The organism is Planctomicrobium stercoris, from assembly GCF_051465655.1.
Classification (GTDB): Bacteria; Planctomycetota; Planctomycetia; order Planctomycetales; family Planctomycetaceae; genus Planctomicrobium.
Genome location: NZ_CP195791.1, coordinates 5,696,277 through 5,717,154, shown reverse-complemented (window position 1 = coordinate 5,717,154; position 20,878 = coordinate 5,696,277). Strand labels below are relative to the sequence as shown.

Annotated in this window: 19 protein-coding genes and 1 tRNA gene; 14 read left to right on the top strand and 6 right to left on the bottom strand. The window is 58.1% G+C overall.

The genetic code is table 11. From position 1 onward, the window contains the following. Positions 1-115 precede the first annotated feature (115 nt). Positions 116-268 (bottom strand): hypothetical protein, encoded by a 153-nt coding sequence (locus SH661x_RS23150; RefSeq protein ID WP_437226522.1) that lies wholly within the window; start codon positions 266-268, stop codon positions 116-118. A gap of 12 nt (positions 269-280) precedes the next feature. Between SH661x_RS23150 and SH661x_RS23145 the strand changes: the two genes are divergently transcribed. Both SH661x_RS23145 and SH661x_RS23140 read left to right on the top strand, forming a co-directional pair. Then, on the top strand, positions 281-862 hold the full coding sequence (locus SH661x_RS23145) for a hypothetical protein (protein WP_437226520.1): 582 nt from the start codon (positions 281-283) through the stop codon (positions 860-862). Next, the gene (locus SH661x_RS23140) at positions 852-1,586 is read left to right on the top strand and encodes a hypothetical protein (protein WP_437226518.1); all 735 of its coding nucleotides are present in this window, start codon (positions 852-854) and stop codon (positions 1,584-1,586) included. Before SH661x_RS23145 ends, SH661x_RS23140 begins: the two co-directional genes overlap by 11 nt. On the opposite strand, the gene SH661x_RS23135 is transcribed toward SH661x_RS23140, so the two are convergent. The 5 genes from SH661x_RS23135 to SH661x_RS23115 all read right to left on the bottom strand — a co-directional run bounded on the left by SH661x_RS23135 (position 1,575) and on the right by SH661x_RS23115 (position 8,518). Next, positions 1,575-5,300: an AAA family ATPase gene (locus SH661x_RS23135; protein WP_437226516.1), complete on the bottom strand. Its 3,726-nt coding sequence runs from the start codon at positions 5,298-5,300 to the stop codon at positions 1,575-1,577. The two genes, SH661x_RS23140 and SH661x_RS23135, sit on opposite strands and share 12 nt — an antisense overlap. A 90-nt stretch (positions 5,301-5,390) precedes the next feature. Continuing rightward, entirely contained in the window at positions 5,391-5,771 is a 381-nt protein-coding gene (locus SH661x_RS23130; RefSeq protein WP_437226514.1) for a hypothetical protein, read from the bottom strand. Then, the gene (locus SH661x_RS23125) at positions 5,768-7,327 is read right to left on the bottom strand and encodes a recombinase family protein (protein ID WP_437226512.1); all 1,560 of its coding nucleotides are present in this window, start codon (positions 7,325-7,327) and stop codon (positions 5,768-5,770) included. The genes SH661x_RS23130 and SH661x_RS23125 overlap by 4 nt, the downstream gene beginning before the upstream one ends. Next, positions 7,324-7,806: a DUF2924 domain-containing protein gene (locus SH661x_RS23120; RefSeq protein WP_437226510.1), complete on the bottom strand. Its 483-nt coding sequence runs from the start codon at positions 7,804-7,806 to the stop codon at positions 7,324-7,326. The genes SH661x_RS23125 and SH661x_RS23120 overlap by 4 nt, the downstream gene beginning before the upstream one ends. Before the next feature lie 638 nt (positions 7,807-8,444). Beyond that, positions 8,445-8,518: transfer RNA gene (locus tag SH661x_RS23115), tRNA-Met, on the bottom strand. 596 nt (positions 8,519-9,114) lie between these two features. Between SH661x_RS23115 and SH661x_RS23110 the strand changes: the two genes are divergently transcribed. The 12 genes from SH661x_RS23110 to nuoL all read left to right on the top strand — a co-directional run bounded on the left by SH661x_RS23110 (position 9,115) and on the right by nuoL (position 20,836). Beyond that, positions 9,115-9,489 carry an NADH-quinone oxidoreductase subunit A gene (locus SH661x_RS23110; protein WP_437226508.1) on the top strand — a complete coding sequence of 125 codons (375 nt, stop codon included), beginning with the start codon at positions 9,115-9,117 and terminating at the stop codon, positions 9,487-9,489. Continuing rightward, positions 9,480-10,103 carry an NADH-quinone oxidoreductase subunit B gene (locus tag SH661x_RS23105; RefSeq protein ID WP_437226506.1) on the top strand — a complete coding sequence of 208 codons (624 nt, stop codon included), beginning with the start codon at positions 9,480-9,482 and terminating at the stop codon, positions 10,101-10,103. The genes SH661x_RS23110 and SH661x_RS23105 overlap by 10 nt, the downstream gene beginning before the upstream one ends. Next, positions 10,096-10,587: an NADH-quinone oxidoreductase subunit C gene (locus SH661x_RS23100; RefSeq protein ID WP_437226504.1), complete on the top strand. Its 492-nt coding sequence runs from the start codon at positions 10,096-10,098 to the stop codon at positions 10,585-10,587. The genes SH661x_RS23105 and SH661x_RS23100 overlap by 8 nt, the downstream gene beginning before the upstream one ends. A gap of 6 nt (positions 10,588-10,593) precedes the next feature. After that, the gene (gene nuoD, locus SH661x_RS23095) at positions 10,594-11,814 is read left to right on the top strand and encodes an NADH dehydrogenase (quinone) subunit D (RefSeq protein ID WP_437226502.1); all 1,221 of its coding nucleotides are present in this window, start codon (positions 10,594-10,596) and stop codon (positions 11,812-11,814) included. A gap of 68 nt (positions 11,815-11,882) precedes the next feature. Further along, complete coding sequence (locus tag SH661x_RS23090) at positions 11,883-12,356, top strand: NADH-quinone oxidoreductase subunit NuoE family protein (RefSeq protein ID WP_437226500.1); 474 nt, start codon at positions 11,883-11,885, stop codon at positions 12,354-12,356. Between the two features lie 121 nt (positions 12,357-12,477). Next, positions 12,478-13,812 carry an NADH-quinone oxidoreductase subunit NuoF gene (nuoF, locus tag SH661x_RS23085; protein WP_437226498.1) on the top strand — a complete coding sequence of 445 codons (1,335 nt, stop codon included), beginning with the start codon at positions 12,478-12,480 and terminating at the stop codon, positions 13,810-13,812. A gap of 12 nt (positions 13,813-13,824) precedes the next feature. Further along, entirely contained in the window at positions 13,825-15,504 is a 1,680-nt protein-coding gene (locus SH661x_RS23080) for a molybdopterin-dependent oxidoreductase (RefSeq protein ID WP_437226496.1), read from the top strand. Then, positions 15,501-16,745 (top strand): NADH-quinone oxidoreductase subunit NuoH, encoded by a 1,245-nt coding sequence (gene nuoH / locus SH661x_RS23075; protein WP_437226494.1) that lies wholly within the window; start codon positions 15,501-15,503, stop codon positions 16,743-16,745. Before SH661x_RS23080 ends, nuoH begins: the two co-directional genes overlap by 4 nt. 107 nt (positions 16,746-16,852) lie before the next feature. Continuing rightward, entirely contained in the window at positions 16,853-17,524 is a 672-nt protein-coding gene (locus SH661x_RS23070) for a NuoI/complex I 23 kDa subunit family protein (RefSeq protein WP_437226492.1), read from the top strand. Next, positions 17,524-18,252, top strand: a complete 729-nt coding sequence (locus SH661x_RS23065; protein WP_437226490.1) for an NADH-quinone oxidoreductase subunit J family protein — start codon at positions 17,524-17,526, stop codon at positions 18,250-18,252. The genes SH661x_RS23070 and SH661x_RS23065 overlap by 1 nt, the downstream gene beginning before the upstream one ends. Beyond that, complete coding sequence (gene nuoK / locus SH661x_RS23060) at positions 18,252-18,725, top strand: NADH-quinone oxidoreductase subunit NuoK (RefSeq protein WP_437226488.1); 474 nt, start codon at positions 18,252-18,254, stop codon at positions 18,723-18,725. The genes SH661x_RS23065 and nuoK overlap by 1 nt, the downstream gene beginning before the upstream one ends. A 119-nt stretch (positions 18,726-18,844) precedes the next feature. Further along, positions 18,845-20,836 carry an NADH-quinone oxidoreductase subunit L gene (nuoL, locus tag SH661x_RS23055; protein WP_437226486.1) on the top strand — a complete coding sequence of 664 codons (1,992 nt, stop codon included), beginning with the start codon at positions 18,845-18,847 and terminating at the stop codon, positions 20,834-20,836. Positions 20,837-20,878: the final 42 nt, after the last annotated feature.

Here is a 20,878-nt window from a genome sequence, read left to right as displayed (position 1 = left end):
GAGTGACTCACTGATGTCACAGGCGAATCGAACATTCGTCTCGGCGTCTCACCGGCGCTTTCGCATCAGCTCCGGGTGTTACCTATGCCGTTTGCAGGCATGGTGTCCGACGAGATCACGAATCCCCGAAACCGGCCCGCTCGAAGTAAGCCCGTGCTTCAAAGAGGGCGTTGCGAATCTGGCGACGGGAGCGCCCCAGTTCGCGGGCGGCCGATGAGATCGATCCCCCCATCACTCGTCGGCAGACGTCACGGAGCGGCGCGGGCATCTCATCGAGGGCGTGGTCTGCAGCATCCCGGTCGAGTTCAAGCGGGACTACAATGCGAAAGCAGCGGCATTCGACGTCGTGGCCAGCGAATTGTCGTCCCTCGTTCAGCAATACACCAGCGTTAACCTGGAAGAGTCCGAGCAATCGGGTGGAACCGACCAGGTGACGAACGAGCGGATCATCGCCGAGTTGAATCGTGAGGAGCCGCATCATCTGGATGAGGACTTCACCTACAAGCGGCCGCATGGATTCATTCTGGATGGCCAGGGAACCCACGGCATCACGACCTGGCAGAGACTGTACGAACTGGTGCTGCGCGGCCTGCACGAGCGTGATGCGGGCAAGTTCGAGGGTCTCTGTGAGCACCCCGGCTTCACGACCAACCGTGGCAATCCGACATTCACGCGCGACTCGCAACGATTGCGGAAGTCTCTCGAAGTCGTCCCCGGCCTGTACGCCGAATGCAACCTTTCCGCGAACAGTATCCGTGACGTGCTCAGTCGTGTGCTGACCGCTTATGGGTTTTCCCGCACTGATTTGCTGGTGTTCCTGAGACAGGACCGAGATGCGGGAAGGTCAGGCGATGAAGCGTAAGACGCGAGCGAGTTCGCCAAAGACCGCATCCACCGCGCCTGCCAAAGTCGATTCTGGCAACATCTGGACACGCACTGTGTCCGACGCGGGGTTTCCAGGCCAAATCCTGTCCCATCCGTCATCGGCAAGCTGGCGGACGATCTACGGATACGGCAACCCCGAGATTCTACAGTCGCCTTGCGTGGGACTGATGTGCTCCGTGAAATGCCCGGGGAGCATCGTCATCCGAACCTTTGATGCCGTCCGCGAACTGCGCGACGCCGGAGTTGTTGTCGCCGGCGGGTATCATTCCCCGATGGAACAGGAATGCCTCGACTTCCTGCTGCGCGGAGAGCAGCCGGTGATCGTGTGCCCGGCACGGCATCCGCCTTCGTCTCGTTTCAGCAGTGACTGGAAGCGGGCATTGAATGCCGGTCGGCTGCTCCTGCTGTCCCCCTTTGCCGAAAATGTCCGTCGCGCAAGCAAAGAGACCGCCCAATTGCGCAACGAGTTTGTCGCCGCGCTGGCTACGGTCGTTTTGGTTCCCCATGCGTCACAAGGCGGAAAAGTTGAGGCAACGACCCTGAGTTGCCTCAACCGCCGCCAGCCGGTCTTCACGCTGGATGACGCTGAAAACGAAAGCCTGACCTCCGCCGGCGCTCTGACTTATTTGCTGGAAACTGTTGCCGTTCAGCTGCGCAGACCTGCCGGGAAAGCTCCCCGAGGAAAGAAATCAAAGCCCTAATTCATCAAGCAGTTTTTCGATTCGTGCCGAGTCGATGCTGCCATTGGCTTCATCACGCGTGATGATGAGCGTCCCGTTTGGTCCGCCGCCTTCCTCCAGCGGCAGAATGCCGTTCTCCTTGTACCAGGCCAGCTTCTTCTCCCAGCGTTTCCGATAGTTGGGGACATGCAGCATCCCACAATGCTCCCAGTAGTAGTTCAACCCGGACTCAATGTCCTCGATCGTAAAGTCGGGATACCGGGTCGCACCGTCGATCGTCAGCGGATGCTCGTAAAGAGCGTCGATTCCACGACGAGCAAGATGGTCTGCAATGATGACCTCTGATTTCGACCGGACCATGTAGCCGCTCGAAGTGCGGTGGATCAGGTTCTCTTCGAACATTCGCCCTTCGATGATGATGGGCGATGGCGCGACAAACAAATTCGTCAATCGCCGGGCAGTGTCTGACCAGTCGTCCGAAGAATACTTTCGCAGCTCACTCCGCGGTCCCTGATGCAGGATCACGACCCGGTCCTTCTGTCGTGTGAGCGCGGTGTAGAGCATCTCGCGTGACAAGACGCGGCAGGGATTGGGCATCACCAGGATGACAATCCCAAACTCGCTCCCCTGGCACTTGTGGACGGTGAGTGCGTAGGCCAGTTCGAGAATCGGGTTGCCTTCCTCAGAGAAATCGCGACTCGTGAAGTCATACTTGAACCGAGGCTGGGATGAGAACTCGACCTCCAGTTTCCACCGGAAGTCGGGGAGTCCTTTCTTCCAGAAGAAGCCTTCGACCATCCCAATTTCGCCGTTGGCGATGTACGGATTCTCCTTCTCCGGGAACACCTTGCGATGACGGTTCCACCACTGTGTGGGATCGGTATTGGCCAGGTTGATGACTTTGTCGCCGTAGACGATTTCTTCGGGCCCCATCGGCTTCGGGTATTTGCGGTTTCGCTGCTTCCGCGATTCATCAATCATCTGCTGTCGGAACTGCTTGTGAATCTGGCGGTTGATGTCAGGTGCTCCGTGTGGGCCCGTCTTCACCGGTGACAGAATTTGCCAGCACTCCGACGCCTCTGCAGCCCCGAAGTTGAAGAAGCGTTTGTCGTTCCATTCTGTCCCGCCGAGTTTCCTGTCGAATCCGACCACGTCGTCGGGGCCATCAAGAGCCAATTCGTCGACGACAAGCTCGATCAGTTTCTCACGAAGTTCGTCTGGTGAATCCCACTGCTCGAACCGGACGTGCTCGCTGCTTCCGGCTCGCACAACCGTATCAAAAACCTCGTCCTCACCCGGAGCAATTGCGGAGCCACTAAACCATTCAGCCAGCTGCAGGTCTTCTCGCTGTTCACCGGCCTGCCGTCGTCGAATGGTGAGTTCTGCGTAACCCGGGCCTACACGTGGGAAAAGTTCGGTTCCGCCTTCGGGAGCCAGGTGATTGGTAATATCAACGAACGGTCTGCCTGCGCCGATCGGAGGCAGCTGCCGAGGATCGCCGATGAGAATCAGCCGGTGAACTCCCTTCAATGCTTGAATCAGTGCAGCGAACATCTCTTCGGTGAGCATCGACGATTCGTCAATAATAACGGTTCGTGCTCCCGCTTCGGCTGCTTTGTCGGACAACTTGTATCGTCCAGTGGCAGCGTCGTAGCGGTGGGGGCTGAGGAACTGTGCAATCGTGTACCCCTTCAACTTGAGATCCTGCGTCGACTGTTCCATCCGCACGCGAGCTTTGCCCGTCGGAGCCAGAAGCAGAACTCCGCCCTTGGCAATCTCCGGCTGTGAACAGAGCACGGAAAGCAGAGTTGTTTTTCCTGTTCCGGCTGGTCCGATCAATACCGAGACGCGGGACTCCGCGAGTTCCTTCAATGCCGCCGTCTTCTCCTCTCGGGCTTTTTCTTCCAGCTCGTCAGTCCCTTTGGCACCTTTCCGTTTCAGGTGCTCATCGAGCAAGGCACGCCAGTCGGCGTCAACTTTCAGCCGCGCACCGGAGACTCGTTTCGTGATGGACGTGCGGATTACTGCCCCCATGTCCGCCAGTCGACCGAGCTGAAGCGCTGGTTCATCGTTTGCCATGGGCACTTCGACGATCGCGTCACCGAAGTCGTCCTTAGCAACATCGATCAGGTCTGAATCAACGTCACAGCCAGGTTTCAAAGTTAGACTGCGAATTCGCTCGACGACGTTGTCCTGCGGGAGGAGCGTATGCCCAGAACCAGAAGCGTCTTCGAGAGCCTTGACCGACAGCGCACGGACCCGTCTGGCATCCGTACCGGCATCAAGCGCACTGGGCTCCGGGATCGGATGTTTCTTTCGGATTGTCTCCTCCGGAAATACGCCTCGGTCCACCGTCCAGATGCTGATTGGATCTGACGTCAGTCGCGTCGATTCGAAAATCAGATATGGGTTGGCAAGAAGGGTTTGTTCATTGAGGTCAATGTCCGCTTTCTTGCGATCCAATGGATCGTACAGAGTCTTTGCCTGCACCTTGGTGATCTCGAAGCGACTGAGAAGTTCCAACAGTGCTCGCTTTTCCGGAATCAGACGTTTCCATTTTTCTCGGAGCGTTTTCCCGATGCCGCCGGCAAGATCACTTGGAAGCACCTTATCGGGAGCGTCGAAGGCCTTGTCAACGAGTGGCCATGGGTTGACGTTTTCGCCAGCTTTGTCGGCGATTGCCCGTGCGACAAACGTCCCCAGCTCGAGCCCGAACGCGCAAAGAGCCGCCCCGAGACCTGGGCACGGTCCCCGAACCTTCCAGAGTTCGTCGAGGCGATGGTCCAGCCACGCCAGGCACTCATCCCATGGGCCGGGAATCCTCTCCTTGGCCTTCCGCAGTGAGTCGGCACATGCGAGCAGACACGCAATTGCCCCGTCATGCGTCACCAGCTGTGACACATGAGAAAACTCAAGACTTCGGTCATCCGGGGAGAAGGCCGCTATGTCAGCCGGGTTGAATTCGGGATCCTGTTCGGCGAGTGCAATCGCCTCGTGATAGGGAAGCAGAAATCCGTCCTTGAAGCCTGGTCGGATGGAATGCTGCACCATCAGTTCCCAGAGCATCGAACGAAGTTTGTCGTCCAGATCCTTCGTCGAGTACCGGTATTCCTGGCACGGTGCGATGTGCATGACACGACCAACGCCTATCAGAATTCTGCTCAGGCCAGCGTCTTCGACGAACGGAACCTGTTTGGCATAGAAGAAGCAGAGAGACGTCTCTGGCACGATGTGGTCGCGAAAACAGTCCAGCAGCGCTTTATGGTTCCGGTAATCTTGAATCCACTGCGTCCGGAAACCCAGATCCGGCTCGCGCTCTGCCTGAACATCAATTCCGTGTTCTTCACCGAGCGCCGGCATCGCGTCGGCAAGCATCCATGCGAATGGGATCGCCGCCGCTGAGTATGCGGGATGCCTCAGCGGTGTCGGGTCAAAATGCGCATGCGCGCAGTCGCCGCCGTAGTTGTAGGGATGGTTCTTCAGCTTTGTGAATTCAAAGGGAGCCATGAAGCTGACTCGCTCATCCACACAACACGGCCATTTGTTTTCCGACAGTTCCTGAATCGACTGGCCTGCAACCGCACATTCCGCGGCGTCGTCTCGGCTTTGGGCAATTCGCTTGAGACGCAAGCATGAATCATTCAGGTGAGGCTGTGCACAGACGCGGCCATCCCATGCTGTATCGTGCCAGGGGACGCGAACGGATAGATGCCGAAGCGGGTATTTCTGTGGCATGGGGCTCGTCCATGTTTACGGAACAGTGAACGAGACATCATAACCCGTGGGAATGAGCCAAACAAATGCCCCGAGGGGTCATCGCACGATTTAGTGACCCACCAGTTTGCGATACGCACGTCGCTGCTTGTGCCATAAGATTTGAGCTGCGATCGGCCTCAGCATCTTTTCGTGGATCGGATCGCGCCCGTTGGTCACTCGTGGCAGGAAGAGCAGCTGTTCCTGAATGTCGGGAGCGAGGTTCATCAGGTTCATGATCTGCGTCATGCGGGGCTGAGTGACGTGGGCTAGGCGGGCGAGTTCTGACTGATCGGCGATGGTGCCGTCGTTGATCAGACCGCCGAACTTGATTGCTAGTGCCATCAATCTGGAAACGCGTGGGATGCGCCCCTGCGGGCGTTCCTCGTCGCGTTTCTGCGTGCGGCGGCCTTGCCCCCTCCGTATCTCTACCTTTCGTTTCACCTTGATCATGCTGCTTCTTCCAGTCGTTTGTCTGCCAGCGCCTTGATGGCTGCCGGGTGGAATTCAATCGAAATGCTGCTGTCTGCCGCGTCAAACTCAACACGTTTGATGACAAGGGCGAGCGATCGTGCCTGCTCCCGCGGGCTGAGCGTATTCCAGATGCCATCGAAGTCTGCAAACGCGGCGTCCACGTCGTCCTGCGTGAGCCGTTCCGCTTCGTTCTGTTGGATCTGATCGGCCAGTTCCGCGATTCGCTTTTCTCCGGCAGCGATCCGGTCGTGCAGGTCGGCGATTGCCGCGGTTGTCGCCGGCGTGTTGGCCCCGGAAACCGCCAGCCGGCGAATTGCCGCGTGGTGTGCAGCCACCTGCCGCGTCAGTTGCTCCCGTTCTTTCTTCAATGCAGCCGACGCCGCCGTTGCCGCGTCGACCGCCTGCTTCAAGACTTCCGCCCGCAGAACGGGGCTGGCGGCAAGCTCACGAAATTGGTCGACGACCGCCTGTTCGATCTCCGGCGCAGAAAGGGAACCGCTCGGGCAACTTCGACGTCCGTTCTTGATGGCCTGCGTGCAGGTGTAGTACCGGTATCGTCTTGATCCTTTACCAGTGAACGTGTGCGTCATCGATCGGTCGCAGGATTTGCAGACCAGCAGGCCTTTCAGCAGCGCTCCGTGACGGTTTCGGACCTCGACACCACCCGTCCGGCTGTTGTGCTGCAGTTGCTTTTGCACGCGGCGAAAGACGTCCTCGGAAACGATCGGCTCGTGGACGCCGTCGAACAATTCCGACTTGTGCCGAATCTTCCCGATGTAGATCGGGTTGGTCAGCAGGGCATGCACGCTACATTTGTCGAACGACCCATCACCTTTGGGCCGGCCCTTCTTCGTGGTCCACGCTTTATTCCGCCAGTCGCGGCGCTGGAGTTCTTCCACGACCGGGAGCAGCGATCCGAGATTGAGATACAGATCGAAGATCTCCCGGACGCGGACCGCCTCCGCTGGATTGATAACGAGTTTCGGGCTCGGACCGGTTCGGTCCACGTCGTAGCCCAGCACGGGAATCCCGCCCGCCCAGCGGCCTCGTCGGCGTTGGGCGGCGATCTTGTCGCGAATACGCTCGCCGATGATCTCGCGTTCGAACTGGGCGAAGGACAAGAGAATGTTGAGCGTCAGCCGGCCCATCGAGTGGGTCGTGTTGAATTGCTGGGTGACCGAGACGAACGAGACGTTGTGCTTCTCGAAAGTCTCCATGATGCGGGCGAAGTCCATCAGCGAACGGCTCAGACGATCAACCTTGTAGACCACAACACAGTCGATGTGGCCCGCTTCGATGTCCTTCAGCAGTTGCCGGACTCCCGGACGGTCCATATTGCCGCCAGAGAATCCGCCGTCGTCGTACTGGTCCGGCAGGCACACCCAGCCCTCGTTCTTCTGGCTGGTGACGAACGCTTCGCCGGCCTCCCGCTGGGCATCGAGCGAATTGAATTCCTGCTCGAGTCCGTCTTCCGTGGACTTGCGGCAGTAGATGGCGCACCGGATCTTGGGCGAAGAATCATTGGCTTGAATCATTTGTCCTCCGCCAGTTTGAAGAACCGGAACCCGTTGCAGTGCGATCCGGTGATGGCCTTGGCAACGGCAGACAGCGTCTTGTACCGTTCGCCCTCGTATTCGAATCCGTCCCGTTGCACGCGGACCTCCAGCGTTCGCCCCTTGTACTTTCGGGTGATCGCGGTCCCCGGAGCCGGCAGGCGTGGATCGCGGGAGACCTCGACTTTCTTCAAAGTCCGTGGCTTATTTGCACTCCGCTCGCTGCGCGTTCGCGGTGGCGTCGTCCGCACCTCAGCATCCACGGCGAGTTCTGCGGCCCGGCGGCGAGCCCGTTCGCTCAGATCGCCTTCCGCCTCGGCCTGAATCCGCCAGGCGATCTTGCGGATCAGATACGCCTTGTGGCGCGAACGGGGTTCCTCCCCGAAGATCTCCGCGTACCGTTCACGGAGTTCGTCGGTCGTCATCTCCTGCAGCGCAGCGAGATCCTCTTCAACGTTCATGGACATACCTCTCTGGCTCAAAGCCGTTAACCCTGGAAACGAGACACACTGAGCCTCGTTTCGCGGAGAGCCTCAAGGCATGTGCCGCCTGATTCCGCAGATTTGTTGGGCTCGCTGGAATCGGTGCGGCGGGCCAGTTTCCGATGACGGCGGACACCTTCCGCAAGAATGGCGGCGAGGTTGCGGATGCGTTGTTCGGGCGAGAGATCGTCGGCCCACGTCGAAGTTTCTGGCATGGCGGAACTGGCGCTCGGAGAGACTCAATCGGCGACGGCCACATGTCGTCGCGTCTCTCGTTACCTATGCCAACGAAACCTTTGGTGTCCGCAGTTCTGATAACCCGGCAGGATGGGCTTTTCTAACCCTTCTTCGAAAACCGGAAACTGCCCGAGCGAAGCGAACCACCACTTAACCCGAACGGGTTGTCTCTGCCCGGAAGGAGAGACTTCGGGGCTGGAGCGGGGCAATCCGGCGTAGATTGGCCGACCGAAATTGTCTCTGTGGTGGCGAGGGGGAGGCCGGAAAGATGGCGTCGAGTGTCGCAACACGTGGCGAACACTTGGGATACTGCCACGTGTCTCCGGCGGGGCGCAAAAGAAAACCCCACGGTCGCGAATTTCGCTTCCGTGGGGTTTTAGTGGCGGGGGCCGGATTCGAACCGACGACCTCGAGGTTATGAGCCTCGCGAGCTACCGGGCTGCTCCACCCCGCGTCATGAGAGGCCTATGTTATCGACCGTCCCGGAATTGTCGACCCAGTCATTCAGTCAATTTTTCCGAAGTTGTGACAAACTTTGTGGAAGGGGGTTCTCCGCTGCCGCCGCCGGGCTCGCCATGAACCTCGGGGGAGGACGAGAATATCAAATCCGGACGTTCAATTCGGCGACATTGCGCAAGCGAAACTTGATCGGTTGTCTTTGTTTACGTCCGGGAATCGACAATTGGATGCCCATTTTCAAGAACGGGAAAGTCACCCTTGCTGACGCCAATTCCCCTGCCTATTATCGACCCCCCTACAGGGTTGTGAGAAAGCCTCAGCCCGTTCGAGATTCTTGTGGATTGTCAGGTCGGAATTAGGATTTCTGTCGATATCCTGGCCATCGATCCCAGGGTCGCTCGGCCGTGCTGCATGACTCATTCCTCCTTTGCGGCCGTGAAATGAGCACGGGTCCAGCCGCATAATAAGGTCGATTTTGACGAACTCGAAGTCGATCTTGTGACCGTTGCAGTGGATGCTGCCCCCCAGGCGGTGAAGCTGCAACTCCCCCTGTGAACTCCTCCATTCCATCCAACGATCCGATACTTGAGTATGGACACAATTCCACCTCTCTTGATCTACGCCGGCATTCTGGTCGGCTTCGTGATCACCAATCTGATTCTTGCGCATGCCATCGGTCCGCGCAAGAAAACGGCAGTCAAACAGATGCCGTATGAGTCGGGGATGGATCCGGTGGGAGACGCCCGCCAGCCATTCGACGTCAAGTTTTATCTGGTGGCGATCCTGTTTCTGGTTTTCGATGTGGAACTGCTGTTCCTTTATCCGTGGGCGGTCAGTGCCTTCGGTGAAGCGGGAATTCCCGTGGAATTGCGAGATACGGTCTTTGGCGTCATGCTCGTGTTCATGGGAACGCTGGTGGTCGCCTACGCTTACGCGTGGCGGAAGGGAGTGTTTCGATGGCGTTAGGTCTGCCCGAAAATGTGTTTCTCACGCAGCTGGATGCCGCAGCCAACTGGGCTCGCTCCAACAGCCTGTGGCCCATGCCGTTTGCCACAGCCTGCTGCGGTATTGAATTGATGGCCACCGCTGCTTCCCGTCACGATATCGCCAGGTTCGGTGCGGAAGTGATGCGGTTCAGCCCCCGTCAGTGCGACCTGTTGATCGTCGCCGGCCGCGTCGTCATGAAAATGATGCCGGTTCTCCAGCGAATCTGGCTGCAGATGCCCGAACCCAAATGGTGCATCTCCATGGGTGCCTGTGCCTGTACCGGCGGTGTCTTCGACACCTACGCCGTGGTGCAGGGGGTGGATCGGTTCATTCCCGTCGATCTGTATGTCCCCGGCTGCCCACCTCGCCCGGAACAGCTGCTGGCCGCTTTGATCGAAATGCAGAATCGCATCAAACAGACCGGGACCATCATGGGAGGCGAGTTTGATCGCCGTACGACTCCCACCGGTCCTTCCCCGTTCGACCTGGATGAGCTGCGACGAATTCGCGAAATGCAGCCCCTGGTGAATCTCGACATCTACACTCCGCCGACCCTTGAGCAGGCGGTTCAGCAGGGGGCCAAACGTGTTTGACCTCGCAATCCTGCGGTCCCGGTTCAGTGATCAGATCACCGAATCGACGTTCCGTGACAATCGTCGTATCGTCGTTCCGGCCCATTCGATCTATCCGGTTCTTGAGTGTCTGAAGGTTGAACAGGGATTTGACACCCTGATCGACGTGACAGCTGTCGATTACCTGGAGTTCGAAGGAGCGACCGACCGCTTCGGCGTGGTTTATGTCCTCCTGAATACGGAAAACGGCGAACGGCTGATCGTCAAGACCTTCGTTAATCCGCCGAATGCCGAACTTCCTTCGGTTTATCCGCTCTGGAAGAGCTGCAACTGGCTGGAGCGCGAAGTCTACGACATGTTCGGGATTGTTTTCCCGGGACATCCCGACCTGCGTCGGATTCTGATGCCCGAAGAATTCACCGCCTTCCCGCTGCGGAAAGATTACCCGCTCAAGGGAATTGGCGAACGTCACAACTTCCCTGTTATCACCCGAGCGGAGAGCTGATCAGCGATGCCACTCACCCAGCTCGATACCGCACCACCCGAGTCGCCGGATCAGGATTTTCAGTGGACACTGAATTTCGGTCCGCAGCATCCCGCCACGCACACCACGCTCCGTCTGGTGCTGACGCTGGATGGTGAACGCGTCATTAACGCGGTTCCCGATATCGGATACCTGCACAGCGGTTTCGAAAAACTTGGCGAACACCTGGACTTCAACCAGTACGTCACCATTGTCGACCGGATGAATTATCTCTCGCCACTGGCGAATGAGATTGCCTGGCACAATGCGGTCGAGAAGCTGCTGGGGATCGATCTGACTCCCCGGTGCAAAGTCCTGCGGACAATTCTCGCTGAGCTCATGCGGATGCATGACCATCTGCTCAACGTCGGGACGACGGGGCTGGACCTGGGGGCGTTCACCGCGTTCCTGTACGCGTTTCAGCAGCGCGAACTGATTTACGACATTGTCGAGTACGCTTCCGGGCAGCGGTTTCACACGAGTTACACCCGCGTAGGCGGGGTGCTGTTCGATGTGAATCTCGACTGGGTTGAGAAGGTTCGCTCATTCGTGAAGGGCTTCCGTCCCGTCTATAACGAAGTGGACAAGCTGCTGACCCGCAATCGAATTTTCATCGAGCGGACCAAGGGGATCGGCATCCTGACGAAGGAAGATGCCATCAACATGGGCGCCACCGGCCCCATTGCCCGTGCCAGCGGTGTCGTCCGGGACCTGCGTAAGGATGAACCTTACCTGGCCTATGCGGACTTCGATTTCAACGTGATCTGCTCTCAGGGCGGCGACTGCTATGCACGCTACCTCGTGCGTATGCGGGAACTGCTCGAAAGTATCAAGATCATCGAGCAGGCGATCGAGAATATCCCGTCCGGTCCGGTCAATATTGATGCCTCCAGCGATATCGTGCTGCCGGCCAAGCCTGCGGTTTACCGCAGTATCGAAGGGTTGATTCAGCACTTTGAAGTGCTGATGCCCAACCGGGGTTATACCGTTCCGCATGAAGAGATTTATGCTGCGACGGAATCTCCCAACGGCGAACTCGGATTCTATATCGTCGGAGACGGCACGACCCGGGCGTATCGTGCCCGTACCCGACCGCCATCGTACGTTCATTTCTCCCTGTTCCCCCATATGATCCGCGGGCATCTGCTCAGCGACGTTGTGGCGGTGCTGGGAAGTATCAACATCATTGCAGCTGAACTGGATCGATAAGCTGTCATCGATGGCTGATCGCTGTGCACTGAAGACTGAGAACTGATAACTGTAATCCGGAATCGCAGATGCCTGTGTTAAGTGAAGAAATCCGCGAGCAGATTCGGGCGGAATTCCCGAATTATCCTAACAAGCGTGCCGTCACGCTTCCGGCGCTGCACATTGTGCATCACGCTCTGCATCAGGTTTCACTTCCGGCGATCCGGGAGATCGCAGAGCTGCTGGAGCTGCACCCCTCCGAAGTGCATGACACCATGTCCTTCTACGGGATCTTCCGGACTGAAGAGAATCCTTACGGAAAACGCCGCGTCTGGTTCTGCCGCAGTATTTCCTGCATGCTCCGCGGGGGCGAGGAACTGATGCAGAGCATGTGTGAGAAGCTGCACGTGCATCCGGGCGGAACGACCGAAGACGGAAGAATCACCGTGGAATACGCGGAATGCCTCGGGGCCTGCGAAGGGGCACCCTGCATTCTTGTCGACGATGAGTGTCACGTGAATCTGAATGAAGAGTCGGCCGCGAAGTTAATTGAGAAGCTGTAGAGCGTTGTTTACTAAATGATTTGTCATTGTGGATTAAGGATTTGTCATTGAGGATTTTCAAAAATGACAAATGACAAATCCCCAATGATAAATGACAAATAATCATTCCAGAGTTCGGCCCATGCCTCAATTTGAACCTGTCCTTCTGGCCCGCATTCACAAAGCGGATTCCACATCGCTGGAAGGCTATCGCGCGGATGGCGGCTACAGTGCTTATAAGAAAGCACTGGGGATGGCTCCGGCCGACGTCACCAAACTGGTGATGGATTCCGGACTGCGGGGACGCGGAGGTGCCGGTTTCCCCTGCGGACTGAAGTGGACGTTCCTTCCCAAAGATCATCCCGGACCGATTTACCTCGCTGTCAATGCCGACGAGAGCGAGCCGGGAACCTTCAATAACCGCATTCTCATGGAGCAGGATCCGCATCAGCTGATCGAAGGGATCGCGATCGCCTGCCACGCCATCAAGTCTGAAAAAGCCTTTCTGTACATCCGGTACGAATACGGTCGCAGCTACCGCGTTCTCTATCAGGCCGTGCAGGAGTGTTACGCCGCTGGTCTGCTGGGCAAGAACATTCTGGGAACCGGCGTCAATCTCGATATTCAGCTGCACCGCGGTGCAGGAGCCTACATCTGCGGTGAAGAAACCGGACTGATCGAAAGTCTGGAAGGGAAGCGTGCCTGGCCGCGAATCAAGCCGCCGTTTCCAGCGATCGAAGGTCTCTTCCGCAAACCGACCATCGTCAATAACGTCGAAACCCTGTGCTGCGTCACCCACATCCTCGACAAGGGAGTGGACTGGTTCAAGTCGATGGGAGTTCCACCGGACCCGAAGAATCCTCGCGATCCGGGGAGCTATGGTCCCAAGCTGTATTGCATCAGCGGACATGTGAATAAGCCGTGCTGCGTCGAACTTCCGATGGGTGTCACCGCCCGCGAACTGATCGATGTGCATGGGGGCGGAGTCTGGAAAGGCCGGAAGGCCAAGGCTGTCGTTCCCGGTGGAATCAGCATGGGATTCCTTTCTGCGGACGAGCTGGATACACCGCTGGACTTCGCCGGTCCTGGAAAAGTGGGCTGCATGGGTCTGGGAACGGCTGCGGTTGTCGTCGTGGATGACCAGACCAGCATGGTGGATGTGCTGTACAACTGCTGCCGATTCTTTGCACACGAGTCCTGCGGGCAGTGCACTCCGTGTCGTGAAGGAACGTCCTGGATGCGGAAGATTCTCGAACGTATCCGGTCCGGCAACGGCAAGCTGGAAGACCTGAATCTTCTGCAGGAAGTCGCGGGATCGATGGGAATCATTCCGGGCACGACAATCTGCGGACTTTCCGATGGTGCCGCCTGGCCGGTGAAGAACGCCATCGCCAAATTCCGTCCCGAGTTTGAAGAGTATATTCGCGAGGGTCGCCGGTCGATCACCCCCGCCCAGGAACTGATGGCCACTCACTGAAGCAATTGCACGATGCCCACAGCCTTAGTTAATCAGAAGCCAGTCGAACTCGCTCCCGGAGAGCGTCTGAACTGCATTCAGGCGGCTGCCCGTGTCGGAGTCGAAATTCCCGCCTACTGCTGGCACCCTTCGCTGAGCGTGGTGGCCAGCTGCCGGATGTGTCTCGTCGAAGTCGGCGAAACCAAACCGGACGGCACCGTCGCCATGCAGCCCAAGCTCGTTCCGGGCTGTCAGACGCCGGTCAAAGAGGGGACGGTCATCGTCGCCGACAGCCAGAAGGTCAAAGACGCCCGGCAGGCGACGCTGGAATACCTTCTGCTCAACCACCCGCTGGACTGCCCCACCTGCGATCAGGCAGGCGAATGTTTCCTGCAGGACTACAGCTTCAAATACGGTCGCAGCTACAGCCGTCTCGATGAGCCCAAAGAGATCAAGCCGGACAAGGAACACATCGGCGATCAGATCACCCTGTTCACCGATCGCTGTGTGATGTGTACCCGCTGCGTCCGGTTCACCCGGGAAATCAGCGGAACTGCAGAGCTGCAGGTCATCAATCGCGGGACCCACGAGGAAATCGACATCTTCCCGGGCGACCCCTGCAACAACAAGCTCGCCGGAAACGTCGTCGATATCTGTCCGGTCGGAGCACTCTGCAGCAAAGACTTCCTGTACAAGCAGCGTGTCTGGTGGCTCAATTCGGCCAAGAGCGTCTGCCCCAACTGCAGCACCGGCTGCAGCGTGAACGTCGACCAGAACGAAGAGAAAGTTTACCGCCTCAAGCCGCGTGAGAACCCGCTGGCTCAAGGCCCGTTCATGTGCGATGAAGGTCGTTTCGGCTGGAAGTACATTCACGCTGAAGAACGTCTGACCCGCCCGGAACAGCGGACCGACGGCAACTCGATTGTCGGTGACTGGGCGGTCGTGCTCAACGCAGCCCGTGAAGCCATCGTGCAGGCGGCGAAGAAGTCGCCGCAACGCGTGGCTGCTGTTCTCTCGCCGTGGATGACGGTGGAAGAAGCCTATCTGCTCGCCAGCTGGCTCAAGAAGCTCTCGCCGCAGGTGACTCTGGCGCTGGGACACGTACGCGTTGTTGGCGAAGACGATACGTATCCAAAGGACGTTCACGGCAAACCGGTGCAGCCGGCCAAGTTCACGATCCGCTCCGAGAAGTGCCCGAATCATCAAGGGGTCGGACACGTCCTGCAGCACTTCGCAGGCAAGGTCAAACCGTTTGCTGAAGTTGTCAGCGAAGCAGGAGACGGGAAGTACGATGCGGTGTACCTGGTTGGCGGTGACCCGGCCGGCTGGATCTCCGAAACGGAAGCCAAAGCGTTCAGCAAGGTCAAGACTCTGATCGTGCAGGACCTGCTTGCTTCTCCCGTTCTCCCGCAGGCCAGCTTCGTGCTCGCAGGCGGTTCGTTCGCCGAACGGGACGGCACCTTCGTGAATCACTCCGGCCTCGCGCAGGAGATTCACAGGTCCATTCGTTCGCCCGGCAACGCCCGTCCGGACGGCCGTATTCTCTGGGAGCTGACCGGACGAACAGGGCTCTTCCACGCAGGGAATCTCCGCGTGGAAATCGGAAATGCCATTCCTGCCCTCGCCGCACTGACGCCGGGCAAGCTCGGTGAGCTCGGCGTTCCCCTGAACTCGACACAAACCACAGCTCAGATTCCGGTGGTGCAAGCGTGATCGACCTGCTGAATAAACTGATTGAAGTTGTCGGGAAGGACAATCTGCTCACCCTGCTGGCGATTGCCATCGTCATGGGTGCGATCCTGACCGCATGTATGTATCTGATCTATCTGGAGCGAAAGCTCTCCGCCTGGATGCAGGACCGCATCGGTCCCAACCGCGTGGGGCCTTTCGGTCTGCTGCAGCCTGTCGCTGACGGTCTGAAGTTCCTCCTGAAAGAAGAAGTCATCCCCGGTCATGTGGACAAGGTGATGTTCGTGATGGCTCCGACCATCACCGTCTTCACCACGTTCCTGGCCTTTTCGGTGATCCCCTTCGGCGATCTGACAAATTCCCCGCCATGGATCCGGTTCATCATCGCTCCCGGAGTGGATATCGGAATCGTCTTTATCTTCGCCATCACCAGTCTGGCGGTGTACGGGGTGATCCTCGGGGGATGGGCGTCCAACAACAAATACAGTGCTCTGGGATCCTTGCGAGCCAGTGCCCAGGTGATCAGCTACGAGCTTCCTCTTGGAATGTCGATCCTGGGGATCGCGCTGCTCAACAGCACATTGAATCTCGAAACGATCCAGATGAATCAGGCGAATGCCGGGATCGCTGGATGGAACGTCTGGGTTCAGCCGCTGGCTTGTCTGATTTTCTTCATCAGTGCTCTCGCGGAATCGAATCGTCTTCCCTTCGACCTTTCGGAATGCGAACAGGAACTGATCGGCGGATTCCACACGGAATACAGTGCGTTGAAGTTCGGTCTGTTCTTCCTGGGTGAGTACACCCATGTGATCACCGGAGCCTTCCTCACCGTGATTCTGTTCTTCGGCGGCTGGAGTTTCCCGTGGATCGCCGAACCGACCAGCGTCTACGCTGGTGCGTGGCTGGTGAAGGTGGGAGTCCTGCTCGCCAAGGTGGGTCTGGTGATTGTGTTGATCATGCTCCTTCGCTGGACGATTCCCCGATTCCGGTTCGACCAGCTGATGGGTCTGGCTTGGAAGGTGTTGATTCCGCTGGCACTGGGCAACGTTCTGCTGGTCATGACTGTGTTGCAGTTCCACTGGAGCAAGTGGTGGCTGTTCCCAAGCTCGCTGGCCCTGATCGGCATCGCCAGCGTGATCAGCGTGAGCTCGAAGCAGAAAGAACTCAAGCACCGGGTGCGTGCACATCATTCCTCCGGAGAGTCAGGTGGACATCCGGCGATCGGGCACTCTCACGGGGTCCATGCCGAACTGGCCAGCCACTAGACGTGATCAGCCCCGGCTCAGCGAGTTCAATAAAGGTTTACATTTCGGTTTCAGGCTGAGGGTTCTTGGCCTTGAAGTTTCGACCTGATTAACGGTCCGAGTTGTATATGGCAATTTCATCCAAAGACGTGACTTGGGTTGAAGAACCCGAGATGAACTTCTGGGAAGCGATGTTTGTCCCCGCGATTGTCGAGGGATTGAAGACAACGTTTCGCCACGTCACGCATCGGCAACCGGTGACCCAGCAGTATCCGGAAGTGAAGCCGGACCTGCCGCTGAACTACCGTGGTGTGCATCGCCTCAATCGCGATGAAAAGGACCGGGTCAAGTGCGTCGCCTGCATGCTGTGCGCGACCGTCTGTCCGGCCCACTGCATCAGCATTGAAGCTCAGGAAGCTCCTCCGGAATGGCCGGACCGCGACAAGTTTCCGAAGTCCTTCGTGCTGGATGAACTCCGCTGCATCTATTGCGGAATGTGCGAAGAAGCCTGTCCGGTGGATGCAATCGAACTGACGCACATCTACGATATGACCGGTTCTTCCCGCGAGTCGATGGTCTTCAATCGCGAGAAGCTGCTCAGCGTCTTCGATCAGACCAAGAACAATCCGAAAGATCCAGTGCGTACCGCTCGCGGCAAGCTGGGTCCTGCAGCGGCGTTCTCGGCACTCCCTCCGCTCGCTCCCGCCACCCAGGTGGCATCCTATGACCGTTCCGCCAAGGCACCGACCGGCGGGGTGATCGCTCCGACTCCGGACTCGATTGCGAAGGGGCGTAAATAATGGAATGGTTCGCAGCACATATTTTACTGGTGACCGCACTGGTGCTGAGCGCGGCAGGGGTTTTCATTCTCCTGCCGAAACGTGCAGCACTTCCCCGTCCGTTGGGCTGGCTGCTCGTCCTGGCTGGGGGTGTCTCCCTTGCGGCGACTCTGGCTCCGGACCGCACCCCGCTGACGGAAGATTTTCTGTTCTATCTCTTCAGCGGCATCGCGCTCGGAAGTGCCGTTCTGATGCTCAGCAGTCACAATCCGGTTTACGGGGCCTTGTGGTTCGCCTTGGCGACCCTGTCGGTCTGCGGCCTGTTTCTGCTGCAGAGTGCGCCATTTCTGGCGGCAGCCACGGTGATCGTGTACGCCGGGGCCATCATCGTAACCTTCCTGTTCGTGATCATGCTCGCTCAGCAGAGCGGGCTTTCGATCTACGATCAGCGTTCACGGCAGCCGTTTCTGGCCACCTGTGCTGCCTTTGTCCTGCTGGGCGCACTTCTGGCAACAATCGAAAAAACCGATCTGCACGTCGCTGCTGAAACTCAACAGGCGAGTGCGGATGTCATTGTAACGAACGCACTCAGTCATCCCACAGGCGATGAAGCCCTGGGCAGCCTGCAGGGACTGGGACGTTCTCTCTTTGGTGATTATCTGTTTGCAGTGGAACTCGCGGGAACGCTGTTGCTGATCGCCAGCATCGGAGCGATCATCGTGGCGCCGCGGAAGGGACAAGTGACATAATGGGGGGCGACGCTGAACGCTATCTGGTTGTCGGAGCAGCACTCTTTGTGCTGGGAGCCCTGGGCTTTCTGACACGCCGGAATCTGATCATGATCGTGCTGTCAGCCGAACTGATGCTGCACGGCGTCTCCTTGACGCTGGTGACGTTCGGACGCCTGCACAACACGCTGGAAGGTCAGGCATTTACCATTTTTGCACTGACCGTGGCCGCCTGCGAAGCGGGACTGGCACTGGCACTGATTCTCGCACTCTTCCAGCAATCCAAAACGCTGGATGTCGACTTCTGGTCCAGCCTGCGTGAACCGGATCTGCCGGGGCCGCAACTGGAACAAGCATCCACGCTCCCGGCGGGAGATGAGCAGGAATTCCCGCGACTGGCTCCAGCTGGACGGGCACCTGTCATCAACGACGGGGAATTGCCGACAGCACTGCGAAGCGGCGTCCGGACGACAACCTCCGGACCAGTGACGTAATCAGGATTCCTATTCGACGAGGTTCATGATCGCAGGGTGACAGTTCAGGCCATTAACGCAGCACCTGCTCCCCGAGATCATCAACGTTTCAAATTCATCAGTATCGATCAAGATCATCCATGTCCGAATCGACGCAACATCTCGTACTCTGGCTGATTCCGTGTGCACCGCTGATTTCAGCGGCAGTCACCGCGTTTTTCGGCCCGAAAGTGATGAAGTCCCGCAGTCACTGGCCTTGCTGGCTGGCCCTGCTGACCTCATTCATCTGTTCGCTGATCCTGCTGACGGTGATCATTCCCGGTGCCTCGACTCCGGACGCTCACGGACACGGCCACGAAGCTGTTTCCGTCGTGGCCCCCGGTTTCCAGTGGCTGAAGGTCGGTTCGTTCGATGTGCGGATTGATCTGCGTGCGGATGCCATGTCCGCCATCATGCTCAGCATGGTGACAGGAGTGAGCTTCCTCGTGGCACTGTTCGCCTCTGGCTACATGCACGGAGACCCGGGGTACGCCCGCTTCTTCGCAGCCGTGTCCCTGTTCGTGTTCTCGATGTGCATGCTGGTTCTGGCCGGCAGCTTCCTGATGCTCTTTGCCTTCTGGGAAGCTGTGGGTCTGTGCAGCTACCTGCTCATCGGATTCTGGTTCCGCAAGCCGAGTGCAGCAGCCGCTGCCAAGAAAGCATTCGTGGTCAACCGAATCGGGGACTTCGGTTTCCTGATCGGAATCTTCCTGATCTGGACCACATTCGGTTCCATGAACTTTTCCGATGTGCTGGGCGACCCGCAGTTGCTGGCAGCGGTCGCTCAGGTTGAACCCTGGAAGATCACGTTGATCTGCCTGTGTCTGTTCGTCGGTGCGATGGGGAAATCGGCTCAGTTCCCGCTGCATGTCTGGTTGCCGGACGCGATGGAAGGTCCGACCCCCGTCAGTGCTCTGATTCACGCTGCAACCATGGTGACCGCCGGTGTCTATATGGTCGCCCGCTGCACCCCGCTGTTTGTGCTCTCACCGGTCGCACAGATGACCGTTTCGGGAATTGGAGCAGCAACGGCACTCCTGGCAGCACTCATCGCGTTGACTCAATACGACCTGAAACGCGTGATGGCGTATTCGACCGTCAGTCAGCTGGGATTCATGTTCATGGCACTGGGGGCCGGAGCAGGCGTTCCGGAACTGGCAACACCCGCTGTGACAGCAGCCATGTTCCACCTGTTCACACACGCGTTCTTCAAAGCGTTGCTGTTCCTCTCCTCGGGAAGTGTGATGCACTCCATGGGAGACGTCATCGACATGCGTCGGTTCAGCGGATTGCGACATGCGTTGCCGATTACGCACTGGGCGTTCCTGTGCGGTGCCGGAGCCCTGGCAGGCTTCCCCCTGCTGGCAGGCTTCTGGAGTAAAGACGATATTCTCGCCGTCCTGACCGAAGCTTCGCATCATGAAGCCCACGGGACATACTTCTTTGTGATTCTGATTGTCGCGAGCTTCAGTGCACTGCTGACTGCCTTCTACACCTTCCGCGCTTACTTCATGACCTTCTGGGGTGAAGAGAAGTTCCCGGAAGAAGCGGGACATCATCCTCACGATGCTCCTCCGATCATGGCCTGGCCGCTGCGGATTCTCTCGCTGTTCGCTGTGCTGATCGGACTCGTTGTCGGACCGACTCATCTGTTCGCAGGTTATCTGCAGCAGACCCCGGGACTGACTCACGTTGAATCCCACGGCATGCACATCGGCGTGATGATCCTGAGTACGATCATCGCTGTGGTCGGAATCGGAGCAGCCTGGCTGATGTATCTGAAGTCTCCGAATCTGTCGGTGCAGATGAAGAACTCTCTGCGTCCGCTGCATGAACTGTCACTCAACAAGTTCTATCTGGACGAGATCGATTACGGCATCCTCGTCTGGCCCCTGAAGATGCTCGCGAAGCTCTGCACCCTGTTCGATCGTTATGTGATCGACGGACTGATTGCGTTTGTCGCGATGATTCCCCGGGCGGTCAGCGTGGTCCCCCGAGGACTGCATAACGGTGTGATTCCGACCTATGCCCTGTGCATGTTCGGAGGCGTGATTGTGTGCGTGGTCCTCATGCTCAATCTGCTGGGGTCGTAGGGCGAAGAGAAGTCTATAGAAACCAGGATTCAGGAATTCGTG

Bases quoted from the DNA above. Each gene is read 5' to 3' on its own strand.
- SH661x_RS23150 (WP_437226522.1), bottom strand. From the start codon at position 268: ATGCCCGCGCCGCTCCGTGACGTCTGCCGACGAGTGATGGGGGGATCG.
- SH661x_RS23140 (WP_437226518.1), top strand. From the start codon at position 852: ATGAAGCGTAAGACGCGAGCGAGTTCGCCAAAGACCGCATCCACCGCG.
- SH661x_RS23135 (WP_437226516.1), bottom strand. From the start codon at position 5,300: ATGCCACAGAAATACCCGCTTCGGCATCTATCCGTTCGCGTCCCCTGG.
- SH661x_RS23130 (WP_437226514.1), bottom strand. From the start codon at position 5,771: ATGATCAAGGTGAAACGAAAGGTAGAGATACGGAGGGGGCAAGGCCGC.
- SH661x_RS23125 (WP_437226512.1), bottom strand. From the start codon at position 7,327: ATGATTCAAGCCAATGATTCTTCGCCCAAGATCCGGTGCGCCATCTAC.
- SH661x_RS23120 (WP_437226510.1), bottom strand. From the start codon at position 7,806: ATGAACGTTGAAGAGGATCTCGCTGCGCTGCAGGAGATGACGACCGAC.
- SH661x_RS23110 (WP_437226508.1), top strand. From the start codon at position 9,115: ATGGACACAATTCCACCTCTCTTGATCTACGCCGGCATTCTGGTCGGC.
- SH661x_RS23105 (WP_437226506.1), top strand. From the start codon at position 9,480: ATGGCGTTAGGTCTGCCCGAAAATGTGTTTCTCACGCAGCTGGATGCC.
- nuoD (WP_437226502.1), top strand. From the start codon at position 10,594: ATGCCACTCACCCAGCTCGATACCGCACCACCCGAGTCGCCGGATCAG.
- SH661x_RS23090 (WP_437226500.1), top strand. From the start codon at position 11,883: ATGCCTGTGTTAAGTGAAGAAATCCGCGAGCAGATTCGGGCGGAATTC.
- nuoF (WP_437226498.1), top strand. From the start codon at position 12,478: ATGCCTCAATTTGAACCTGTCCTTCTGGCCCGCATTCACAAAGCGGAT.
- SH661x_RS23080 (WP_437226496.1), top strand. From the start codon at position 13,825: ATGCCCACAGCCTTAGTTAATCAGAAGCCAGTCGAACTCGCTCCCGGA.
- SH661x_RS23070 (WP_437226492.1), top strand. From the start codon at position 16,853: ATGGCAATTTCATCCAAAGACGTGACTTGGGTTGAAGAACCCGAGATG.
- SH661x_RS23065 (WP_437226490.1), top strand. From the start codon at position 17,524: ATGGAATGGTTCGCAGCACATATTTTACTGGTGACCGCACTGGTGCTG.
- nuoK (WP_437226488.1), top strand. From the start codon at position 18,252: ATGGGGGGCGACGCTGAACGCTATCTGGTTGTCGGAGCAGCACTCTTT.
- nuoL (WP_437226486.1), top strand. From the start codon at position 18,845: ATGTCCGAATCGACGCAACATCTCGTACTCTGGCTGATTCCGTGTGCA.